9 protein-coding genes are annotated in these 10185 nt (G+C 71.1%); 5 read left to right on the top strand and 4 right to left on the bottom strand.

Features of this window, described 5'->3' with window-relative positions; translation table 11 throughout:
• Positions 1-63 precede the first annotated feature (63 nt).
• Entirely contained in the window at positions 64-768 is a 705-nt protein-coding gene (locus ETD83_RS06120; protein WP_138644063.1) for a class I SAM-dependent methyltransferase, read from the bottom strand.
• A gap of 65 nt (positions 769-833) precedes the next feature.
• Between ETD83_RS06120 and ETD83_RS06125 the strand changes: the two genes are divergently transcribed.
• Both ETD83_RS06125 and trxA read left to right on the top strand, forming a co-directional pair.
• Positions 834-1814: a lysylphosphatidylglycerol synthase transmembrane domain-containing protein gene (locus ETD83_RS06125; RefSeq protein ID WP_230420720.1), complete on the top strand. Its 981-nt coding sequence runs from the start codon at positions 834-836 to the stop codon at positions 1812-1814.
• Positions 1811-2134: a thioredoxin gene (trxA, locus tag ETD83_RS06130; RefSeq protein WP_138644064.1), complete on the top strand. Its 324-nt coding sequence runs from the start codon at positions 1811-1813 to the stop codon at positions 2132-2134. Before ETD83_RS06125 ends, trxA begins: the two co-directional genes overlap by 4 nt.
• On the opposite strand, the gene ETD83_RS06135 is transcribed toward trxA, so the two are convergent.
• From ETD83_RS06135 to ETD83_RS06145, 3 genes are all read right to left on the bottom strand, one after another.
• Positions 2115-3266 carry a glycosyltransferase family 4 protein gene (locus ETD83_RS06135; RefSeq protein WP_138644065.1) on the bottom strand — a complete coding sequence of 384 codons (1152 nt, stop codon included), beginning with the start codon at positions 3264-3266 and terminating at the stop codon, positions 2115-2117. The genes trxA and ETD83_RS06135 overlap by 20 nt on opposite strands.
• 10 nt (positions 3267-3276) lie before the next feature.
• Positions 3277-4212, bottom strand: a complete 936-nt coding sequence (locus ETD83_RS06140) for a glycosyltransferase family 2 protein (protein ID WP_230420721.1) — start codon at positions 4210-4212, stop codon at positions 3277-3279.
• Positions 4213-4364: 152 nt separating this feature from the next.
• Positions 4365-6386, bottom strand: coding sequence for a hypothetical protein (locus ETD83_RS06145; protein ID WP_138644067.1), 2022 nt, complete (start codon positions 6384-6386; stop codon positions 4365-4367).
• A gap of 98 nt (positions 6387-6484) precedes the next feature.
• Here ETD83_RS06145 and ETD83_RS06150 point away from each other — a divergent pair, with 98 nt between their 5' ends.
• The 3 genes from ETD83_RS06150 (at position 6485) to ETD83_RS06160 (ending at position 10069) form a co-directional block, all read left to right on the top strand.
• Positions 6485-7324, top strand: coding sequence for a TIGR03089 family protein (locus tag ETD83_RS06150; RefSeq protein ID WP_138644068.1), 840 nt, complete (start codon positions 6485-6487; stop codon positions 7322-7324).
• A 128-nt stretch (positions 7325-7452) separates the two neighbouring features.
• Complete coding sequence (locus ETD83_RS06155; RefSeq protein WP_138644069.1) at positions 7453-8883, top strand: LCP family protein; 1431 nt, start codon at positions 7453-7455, stop codon at positions 8881-8883.
• A gap of 13 nt (positions 8884-8896) precedes the next feature.
• A complete protein-coding gene (locus ETD83_RS06160; RefSeq protein ID WP_138644070.1) occupies positions 8897-10069 on the top strand; it encodes an acyltransferase family protein in 1173 nt (390 codons plus the stop codon).
• Positions 10070-10185: the final 116 nt, after the last annotated feature.

The raw sequence follows: 10185 nt of genomic DNA on the forward strand, positions 1-10185 counted from the left end.
GGCGTAGATCACCCTTTACAGTTCGAGCCTACGCCCGCCGATGCCCGCTTTGCGGGACCTCATTCAGCGTTTGCGGGCCTGAACCAAGACGATGCTTCCCCGTTCGTTCGGGGCCTTGCGGTCGGCCAGCGCGACCAGGGGCGTCAGCGGCGCGGCCGCGTTGAAACCGACCTTCCCGCCGTAGGTGGACAGCGACAGGTAGAGCCGCTCGGTCGCGGCCGTGCGGAACTGGTAGCTGTGCCTGACCAGGTCGAGGCCCCGCTCGTCCATCAGCTCGCTGAGGCTGTCGTGCGTGTAGGTGTGCTGGACGTGGTACTTGGCCTTGTGGGCGTCCCGCAGCTTCGGCCACGCGTCGGCGCGGCTCAGCACGTCGGCGGACATGAAGATCTCGCCGCCGGGCTTGAGGACGCGCGCCATCTCGTCCAGCGACCTGCCGCCGTCGTCGAAGTGCTCGATCGCGCAGACGGACAGGATCGCGTCGAACGAGCCGTCGCCGAACGGGAGGCGCAGCGCGTCGCATTCGATCAGCGCGGGCGCGTGCGCGAGCGTCCGGCCGTACTCCATCTTGCCGCGGGCCAGGTCGATCGAGACGGCGTCCGCGCCGCGCCTGCGGGCCTGGCCGGCCCAGTAGCCGTCGCCGCCGGCGACGTCCAGAACTCGCTTGCCGTGCAGGTCGCGGCCCATCCAGGCGAGGAGCGTCCCCGCCTCGCGGTACCGGCACACGTGCACCTGGTGGCCCATGAAGGCGACCACATCCGAAATCTTCATCGTTCCCAACTGTAGGACGCCCGGCGGGTCGCGCGGCCACGTTCGCCTACGCTGGGCGCGTGAAGATGAAGGTCGTCGCCGTGCGGGCCGTGCGCGCGCTGCTGGTGATGCTCGCGCTGGCCTTCTGCGCCTACAGCGTCGCGTCCCAATGGGACGCGACCGTCGAGGCGTTCCGGCAGATGTCGTGGGCGACGCTCGCCGGGGCGCTGGCCGTGGGCCTGGCGGGGCTCTTCGCCTGGATGCTGGGCTGGCGGGAGTTCCTCGGCGGCCTCGGCTCGCCGCTGCCGGTGCGGGCCATCTTCCGGATCTCGGGGATCTCCCAGCTCGGCAAGTACGTGCCGGGCAAGGTGTGGGCGCTGGTCACGCAGATCGAGATGACGCGCGAGCACAAGGTGCCGCCGGAGCGCAGCTTCGGATCGACGCTGCTGGCGGTGGCGACGTCGGTGGCGTGCGGGCTCGCGGTCGCGGCGGTCACGCTGCCGCTGACGTCCACCACGGCGCGCGATGCCTACTGGCCCCTGTTCCTGCTGGCGCCCGCCCTGCTGGCCCTGCTGCACCCGAGGGTCGTGACGTGGTGCCTGAGCCTGATGCTCAAGATCATCAGGCGGCCGGCGCTGGAGCACCCGGTGAGCCTCGGCGTCACGCTGAAGGCGATCGGCTGGACGGTCCTCGGATGGGCCCTCTTCGGCGTCCACACGTGGCTGCTGTGCCTGGCGGTGGGCGGTGACGGGAAGGGGCTCCCGTTCGTCGCGACGGGCGCGTACGCGCTGGCGTTCGTCGCGGGCTTCCTGGTGTTCATCGCTCCGGGCGGCATCGGGGCGCGGGAGGCCGCGCTGACGGTGGTGCTGACACCGGTGCTGCCGGCGGGCGCGCCGGTCGTCGTCGCGATCGCGTCCCGCGTGCTGCTGACCGCCGCCGACCTGATCAACGCGGGCGTCGCGTTCCTCCTCGGCCGGACCAGGCCGGACGGGGGCCCGGACGCCGGGAATGAACCGCCGTCCAAAGAGCTTGTGAGGGGTACGCAGCCTACGAAGGAGGGACCGTGACGGCCCCCATCACCGTGACCGACGCGACGTTCGCGGACGAGGTCCTCAGCAGCGACACCCCGGTACTGGTCGACTTCTGGGCCGACTGGTGCGGGCCCTGCCGCATGATCGCCCCCGTGCTCGAGCAGATCGCGGCGGAGCAGGACGGCAAGATCAAGATCGCGAAGCTGGACTACGACGCGAACCCGGACACGCCCACCAAGTTCGGCGTGATGGGCCTGCCGACCCTGCTGCTGTTCAAAAAGGGCGAGGTCGTGGAGCAGGTCGTCGGCGCCAAGCCGAAGCGGGCCCTGCTGAAGGTCATCGAGCCCCACCTCTGAGCGCCCCGCCCGTGAACTGCAGGAGGGCGTCCAGATAAGCGGCCCACAGCGGGCCGTGGTCGACCGGGCGGACGCCGGAGCGCAGGCGCTCCGGCTCCCCCGGCGAGTAGAAGCGGCGCAGGGCGGCGGCCAGGGACGCGACGTCGTCGGGCGTGCAGACCAGACCGTCCACCCCGTCGCGGATCTGCGCGGCGAAACCGCCGACATCGGTGGCGATCACCGGAAGGCCGTGCTCGTGGGCCATCCAGACGTTCTGCGACGCGGTGGCCGTCCGGTAGGGGAGGACGAGCGCGTCGGCGGCGGCGAACAGGCCCGGAACGTCCGCGGCCGGGACGTACCCCGGGCGCAGTTCCACGCGGGACGCCAGGTCGAGTGACCCGATGAGCTCGCGCGTGTCGTCCAGGCCGCCCCAGAACTCGCCCGCGACGGTCAGCGCGACGTCGTCCGGGCCTTCCGCGAGAGCGCGGAGCAGGACGTCCAGGCCCTTGTACGGGCGGACGATCCCGAAGAACAGCAACCGGCGCCTGACCTTGGCGTCGTGCTGCACCGGGGCCTCCGCCGTCGGCAGGTGGGCGGGCATCTCCGCGACGCGCACCGGACGTTCCGTGAGCGTGCGCGCCAGATCCGCCTGCGCCTCGGAATGGACGAGGACGCCGTCGACGCCGCGCAGCAGCCGCTTCATCAGCGGCTCGTCGTACGGCTTGCGCTCGTGCGGCAGGACGTTGTGGCACAGCGCCACCACCGGCGTTCTTCCCGAGGGGGGACGACCCCCCACACCCCCCGGAAACACCTTTGGGCGCCGGAGGCCGGCCAGGATTCCCAGGTAGGAGGGGACCTGGATCGGGGTCAGCACCGCCAGGACGACCAGATCGCAGGAGCGCAGCGCGCGGCCGGTGCGCCACCAGCCGTCCGGGCGGCGCCAGTCGAGCCGGCGGCGGGTGCCGGGGAACGGCTCGCCCTCCGGCTCGGAGATCGTCTGCTGCCCCGGGTACAGGAACCCGGGGTACTGGGCCCGCCACGACTCGATGACCACGTCGTGCCCGGCGGCGGCCAGCCGGTGCGCCAGCTCGGTGGTGTGGTGGGCGCCGCCGCCCTTGTAGGGGAAGGCCGGGCCGACGATCGCGATGCGCATCCCGCGTCCGCTAGACGTCGCCGCGCGACCGGACGATCAGGTCCGCGAGCAGCGCCAGCGACGCGATGATCAACCCCGTCACGAAGATCATGATGGTGTTGTTGGCGAAGTAGCCGAAGTGCACCACCATGTCGAACACGCCCTTGAGCAGCCCGATCACGATCAGCCACAGCGCGGGCGGCATCAGCACCTTGAGCGGGTTGAAGTACATCACCATCCGCAGCACCTGCAGGATGTAGCGGTAGGCGTCCTTCGTGAAGTGGAACTTCGACTTCCCGGCCCGCTTGGCGTAGTCGATCGGCAGGTACCGGACCGGGTGCTGGTTCGACAGGAACGCGATCGTGATCGTCGTCACGCAGGAGAAGCCGGGCGGCAGCAGCCGCAGGTACGGCAGCGACACCTCGCGGCGGAACGCGCGCAGCCCCGAGTTCAGGTCGGGGATCCTGGTGTTGGTGAGCCGCTCGGCGACCTTCCGGATGAACCACTTCGCGGGCACGCGCAGCGCCTTGTGCGAGCCCTCCTCGCTCGTCCGCGCCCCGACGACCTGGTCGACGGACGGGTCGGCGTCCAGGACGTCCACGAGCTCGGGGATCCGCTCGTTCGGGTAGGACATGTCGGCGTCGGTCCACACGACGATCTCGCCGCGGGCCTGCTGCGAGCCGATGCGCCGCACGGTGCCGGACCCGCTGTTGTGCTGGAACGCCATGACCCGCATGTTCGGGAAGCGCGGCGCCGCATCCTCCAGCCGGGCGAGCGTGGCGTCGGTGGAGCAGTCGTCCACCGCGAGCAGCTCGTAGGTCTTGCCGCTGCTGTCCATCGCCTTGCAGATGCGCTCGACCTCGTCGATCACGTGGTCCTGCTCGTTGTAGCAGGGCAGGACGATCGTGACGTGGACGGGCCCGGACGCCGGATCCGCGGCCTCGGGAACGGCCGCGGGCGCGGGCACGTACGCGGCGTCCACCTCGAACTCCGAGGCGGGATCGGGCACGTGCGCGGGCGGCGGTTGCGTCGCGGTCTCGGGAGCGGGCTGGTGCGTCGGCTCGGCAGACTGGGTGCTCACGCAGCGCGAGGATACTCGCCCGGACGGGCCTCGTCGCCTCAACCCCGCTCCGGCTCGGCGATCCAGACCTCCACGATCAGGCCCCACGTCCCGCCGGGCGGGTCCGCGAGGGTGCGTCCGTCCTGCCGGGTCGTCAGGTACATGACCCGCCGCGGCGTCCCGTACGGCGCGACCTGCTCCCGCTTCGCCGCCATGATCACCGGGCGCCGCCCGGCGGCGGTGACGGCGGCGGCGACGCGCTTGACGTCGGCGGGCGCGGCGCCGCCGGTGGTGCGCGCGGCGGGCAGCCCGCACATGCCCCGGACGACCTGCAGGAAGCGGTCGGCGGTCGAGCGTTCCACGACCACGACGGAACCGCGCGGCCGCAGCGCGGCGCACATGCCGTCGACGGCGGCGACCTCGTGCTGCTCCGTCCGGGTCGCCAGGAAGCCGCCGGACGTCACCGCGATCGGGACGAGCATCCCCACGACGCCGGCGACCGCGCCCGTCCGGACCAGCCGCCGCCCGTACCCGAGGCGGCGGACGCGCTTCACCGTCCACGCCGACGCGAACACGGTGAACAGCAGCAGGCCGGGGATGACCAGCCCGATCAGCCGCCGGGACGCCCACGGATGGTCGGGCGTGATCCCGGGCCTGATCAGCACCTGCGTGGTCGTCCAGACGATCATGGCGTAGGGCAGCAGCCACTCCGGGGCGTGCCCGCGCATGAGCCGCCGCGCCAGCAGCGCCGCGCCGAGCGTCGCGAACAGCAGCGCCGGGATGCCGATGTACCAGGACACCCAGTACAGCGATTGCTCCGAGTACTGGCGGGTGCCGTCCACCGGAAGGTACTGGATCTTCTGGACGGTCTCGATGAACTGGACGTTCAGCTCGTCATCGCGCGTGGCCGGAGCCCGCCGCACGGTCTGCGCCAGCGGCCGGAGCGCGAACCCGAGCATCACCAGCACGGTCAGGACGGCGGCGGCGCCCGGCGCCCTCCCGCGCGCGATGGCCGCCCCGGCGAGGCGGAGGCGCGGGCCCGTCCGGTCCCAGCGCAGCAGCGCCACCATGATCCCCGTCGCCGCGACGACCGCCGCTGCGATGGCCAGCAGCGGGTTCAGGGACGGGCCCAGATACGTCAGGTACGGACGCGACATCGTGAAGCCCTGCACCAGCCCCGCGCCGACGCCGAGCAGGAGCCCGCCGCCCGTCCAGTACCCGATGCCTCGCCTGCGCGCCACGTAGAACCCCGCGAAGACGAAGACCGGGAGGACGTCCCGGAGCCCGTCGATGCGGACGAGCACGATGAGCCCGAGCGCCAGGCCCGCCAGGAACGCCTTCAGGTCGGCGAGCCGCCCGTCCTCCCGCCGGGCGTCGTGCATCAGCGACAGCCCGCCCAGCAGCAGGACGATCGCGGGCAGCTCGCTGAAAGTGCTGCGGGAGACGTAGAGCATCGGCAGCGTCAGCGCCAGCAGCAGCGCCCCGGCGGGCGCCCAGCGGGGCCCGGCGAGCCGCGCGACCAGCCCGGCGAACGCGAGGACGCAGCACGCGCCGAGCAGCGGCGCCATCAGCAGCATGCCGTGCGTGCCGCCGATCCAGCCGCCGAGCGCCAGCACCAGCGGCAGCCCCGCCATGAACTGCGGGACGATCGCGCCGTCGTGCTGGTAGAACGCGGGGCTCTCGAAGCGCAGCGCCCGGTCGGGGCCGCCGAACGCCTGCTCCATCAGCGGGATCGGCAACGATCCGTCGTTCTTCAGCCAGGCCGCGTACTGCACGTAGGACGCCGGGTCGCGGCGGACGATGATCTGCTCCGAGCACATCACGACCTGGAGCACCAGGAACGCCGCCGTGATCGCGAGCACGGCGGCGACCGGCCACCAGGGCACGTCGCGGAACGCCTCGTCCGTCCGGCCCCGGAGCCCGAGCCGCAGCGCGACCACCGCGGCGGGCACGAACAGCGCGACCGCCGGGACGGGACGGAACGCGCCCGCCATCAGCAGCGGCAGCGAGACGGCCAGCCACGCCGCGATGAGCAGTGCCGGGGCCACCGTGACCCGCACGAGCAGCCGACCCGCGTCCATGAACTCCGCCCCGTGAAGACTCCCTGTTCCGTGCGGAGCGTAGCGGCACCGGCCGGGTGATGGCTCCAGGACGATCATGCGGGCATACGCTCTGACCCATGAGCGCACACACCGGGCCCGCCGAGCTGTTGCGGCGGCGGGTGGCGGACGACCCGTCCAGCCCGCTGGTGACCTTCTACGACGACGCGACGGGCGAGCGCGTCGAGCTGTCCGCCCGGACGTTCGACAACTGGGTCGCCAAGACGGCGAACTTCCTGGTGGACGGTCTCGCCGCCGAACCCGGCACGCGGGTGGCGCTCGTCCTGCCGCCGCACTGGCAGACGGCCGTGTGGCTGATGGCGTGCTGGTCGGCGGGCCTGGTGGCGGAGCCCGTCGACCCGGAAGCGGTGCGGAACGGCGCGTCCGCTGAACCGTCCGACACCTCCGGGCCGTACCTCCTGGCGGCGGCACAGGAGGTGCTGGACGTGATCGCGGACGACGCGCGGACGGGCGGGGCCGAGGAGCTCGTCGGGCTGTCGCTGCACGCGCTCGGCGGCCCGCTCGCGGACTGCCCGACCGGTGTCACCGACTACGCCCTGGAGGTCCGCGCTTACGGGGACAGGTTCGTCCCGGGGCCGGAAACGACGCCGGAGACGCCCGCGCTCACTGTGACAAAGGCCACATTCAGCGCGGCCGACCTGGTCGGCGCGGCCCGTGACGCGGCCGAAAAATGGGATCTGGACGCGCGGGACCGCCTTCTGGTTGACATGCCGTTCACCACATTGGACGGGGTACTGACCGGCTTGCTCGCACCACTAGCCTCGGGTGCTTCCGTCATAATCCAACGAAACTTCGACAAAGCCGCACTAGATCGACGCCTGACCCTGGAACATGTGACGGTGGTGGCCGGCCCGCCCGGACGGAATGACCCATCCGGGTCCCCGCGCCGGCTCGCCTGACCTACGCTTCCCTTGCTCGGACGACGCCCCGTGCCCATCACACGCCCTGCCCACCAGACCAGACGTCCTGCCCACCCGACGCCCATCCAGACCCCCGAAAGCGGGCCGCACCCCGGACCTCGGAGCCGATGAACAGCAACCCGATGTACATGGAGTACGTCGACGACGCCGATCCGCGGCAGCAGTCGGCGGCGCCTCGACGCGGCTGGCGCATCCTCGGATGGGTGTGCATCGGGCTGTCGGCGGTCATGGTGGCCGGCTCCCTCACCGCCTACGGCCTGTACCGCAGGGCGTTCGGGAACATCGCGCACGAGGACGTCAACGCCCAGCTCGGGCCGAACCGGCCGAAGAAGCTGAACGGCGCGCTGAACATCCTGCTGCTCGGGTCCGACACCCGCGAGGGCGCCAACGCCAAGTACGGCCGGTCGATGAAGGGCGAGCCGCCCCGCTCGGACACGATGATCCTGCTGCACCTGTCCCCCGGCGGCGGCCAGGCGATGGGCATCAGCTTCCCCCGCGACCTCATGGTGCGGATGCCGTCCTGCAAGGGCAGGAAGGGCCAGATCATCCCGGCGCAGGCCCGCGCGCAGATCAACTCGGCGTTCACCAACGGCGGCGCGACCTGCGTCATCAAGACGATCGAGAGCATCTCCAACGTCCGCGTCGACCACTTCATGCAGGTCGACTTCAACGGGTTCAAGGCCATCACGAACGCGGTCGGCGGCGTCCCGGTGTGCCTGCCGAGGGCCGTCAACGACCCGAAGTCGAAGCTCAGGCTCGGCAAGGGCCAGCACAACATCAAGGGCGAGCAGGCGCTGGCGTACGTGCGCGTCCGGCACGGCCTCGGGGACGGCTCCGACCTCGACCGCATCAAGCGGCAGCAGAAGTTCATGGGCGCGCTCGCCAACAAGGCGATGAGCGCCGGCGTGCTCAGCAACCCCAAGAAGCTCCTCGACCTGATGAACGCGGTCACCAAGTCGCTCACCACCGACAAGGAACTGACGCCGCAGGTCATGATGGACATCGCCAAAGAGATGCAGGGCATGACCTCCGGCAAGCTGCGGTTCGTGACCGTCCCGTCCGGGCCGGACCCGCAGGACCCGAACCGCGTGGCGCTCAACGCCGGCGCGCAGCCGTTCTTCGCGGCCGTCCGCAACGACAAGACCATCCCCAAGGAAGAGAAGCCCGGCGACGTGAAGATCCCGCCGAGCCAGATCCGGGTGCGGGTCTACAACGGCAGCGGCATCGACGGTCAGGCCGGCCGCGTCGCCGACGACCTGGAGTCGCAGGGCTTCCACGTCACGGTCGGCGGAAACGCCTCCGCGCCCACGTCCGCCACCAAGGTGATGTACGGTTCCGGTGCCGACCAGCAGGCCCGGTCGCTCGCCGCGCTGATCCCGAGCAAGCCGCTGCCCGCCGCGCGCACCAGCGGCGGCACCCCCGGCGTCGTGGACCTGATCGTCGGCAGCGACTGGACGAACCTGAAGAGCGCGGGCGGCGGCATCCCCAAGCAACAGGGCGAGATCCGCGCCAGCGACAACATCTGCAAGGAGACGTGACCGGGCACCCCGTATGAGCTCTACCACCAGGCCCTCCGGGGCCGAGACGGCACAGCGTGACGACCGGCCGCTCATCGAGGACCCTGCGGCGGGTCTGGTCCCGGAGGCACCGGGGCCCTCCCCGGACGGGCCTGACGGCGTCCCGGAGGCGCGGGGCTCCGCGGAAGGTCAGCGCAAGCAGCGCGACCCGTTCTTCGACAACGCGAAGTACTTCGCCATCCTCCTGGTCGTGGCGGGGCATTCCCTGGCCAACCTGCAGAACGTCCCGCTGGCGAAGGGTCTGTACATCTTCGTCTACATGTTCCACATGCCGCTGTTCATCGTGATCACCGGCTACTTCTCCCGGAACTGGACGTTCGCCGGCGGCAAGGCCCGAAAACTCATCACCAATGTCGGCGTCCCCTACGTGGTGTTCGAATTCGCCTACTCGCTGTACGACTGGCTCGCCGGACGCAATGAGCTGGAGATCAGCCTGCTGAACCCGTACTACCTGACGTGGTTTCTTTGCGCGCTGTTCATGTGGCGGCTCTCCACACCGGTCTGGCAGCAGATCCGCTGGCCGCTCGCGGTCGCGGTGGGGTTCGCGCTGCTGTCGTACATGAGCGATCTCGGTGGAACGTTCGACATCCACCGGGTGCTGGGGCTGCTGCCGTTCTACGTCCTCGGGCTCACGCTGAAGCCGCACCACTTCGAGCTGCTGAAGAAGCCGGTCGCGCGGCCGATCGGCGCGGTCGTGCTGGCCGCCGGGCTCGGCGGCGCCTACCTCGCCATGGACCGCATGTCGCGGAACTGGATCTACTGGAAGCACGCGCACGCCGAGATGGGCGTCGGCAACGTCACCGGCACGCTGATGCGGCTCGCCATGTTCGCCTGCGCGATGGTCCTCGTCGCCGCGTTCCTCACGCAGATCCCGCGCCGCCGGCACTGGTTCACCGGGCTCGGCGCGGCGACGCTGTACGCCTACCTGCTGCACGGGTTCGTCATCCGCCTGCTGGACTTCACCGGCTGGTGGGACGCGGACTGGATGCACACCGTGCCCGGCGTCGCCATCGTGCTCGGCGGCGCGGTCGCGGCCGGGACGGCGCTGTGCACCAGGCCGGTCGTCCGGTGCATGAGCTGGGCGCTGGAACCCAAGATGACCTGGGTGTTCACCCCCCTGCGCAGACCTGGGGGCCGGATGCGCTAGCGTGCCGCCTCACGACATCAGGCCACGGCCGCCCCCGATCGGCGACTAGAGTCGCCGTGCTCCCACGTGCACGTACCCGATGAGATCTCCGGAGACATGACCGGCATCCTCCGTCC

This window comes from Actinomadura soli, from assembly GCF_005889715.1.
Lineage (GTDB): Bacteria > Actinomycetota > Actinomycetes > Streptosporangiales > Streptosporangiaceae > Spirillospora > Spirillospora soli.